Raw genomic sequence first — 614 nt, 5'->3', positions numbered from 1 at the left:
GGCACGCCTTGGGACGCGTTCTACCGCCCGCCTCTTCGTCACCCCAAACCCCGTATTTCAGGCAGCCAGACAGCCATGGTCACCGGCCCCCAGGATCAGGAAATCCATTGCGACCAGCATGGCCGGATCAAGGTGCAGTTCCACTGGGACCGTGAGGGCCAGCAGGATGCCAGAAGCAGTTGCTGGTTGCGGGTGTCGTCCAGTTGGGCGGGCAATCGATATGGCGCTGTCGCCCTGCCGCGAGTCGGCATGGAAGTGCTGGTGACCTTTCTGGAAGGCGATCCCGATCAGCCGCTGGTGACCGGTTGCCTGTACCACGCCGAAAACACCCCGCCCTACGCCCTGCCCGAACACCGTACCCGCAGCGTCTTCAAGACGTTGAGCAGCCCCGGTGGCGGTGGCTCCAACGAGCTGCGCATCGAGGACCGCAAGGATCAGGAACAGATCTTCATCCACGCCCGGCGCAACTGGGACCAGAGCATCGGCCACGACCAGAAGATCCATGTCGGCAACGAGCGCCACGACCGGGTCGAGGCCAACAGCTACAGCGAATTCAGGGCCGAGGAACACTGCACCGTCAACGCCGACCGCAAGGTGGAAATCAGGGCAAACGA

The 614-nt window shown here is 63.4% G+C and carries 1 protein-coding gene; it reads left to right on the top strand.

From position 1 onward, the window contains the following. A partial coding sequence (tssI, locus tag K5D32_RS25815) for a type VI secretion system tip protein TssI/VgrG (protein ID WP_221602339.1) occupies nucleotides 1-614 on the top strand: 614 nt, incomplete at both ends.

It is taken from the genome of Pseudomonas cichorii (assembly GCF_019719005.1).
Taxonomy (GTDB): domain Bacteria; phylum Pseudomonadota; class Gammaproteobacteria; order Pseudomonadales; family Pseudomonadaceae; genus Aquipseudomonas; species Aquipseudomonas cichorii_E.
This window is presented reverse-complemented; position numbering and strand designations above follow the sequence as displayed.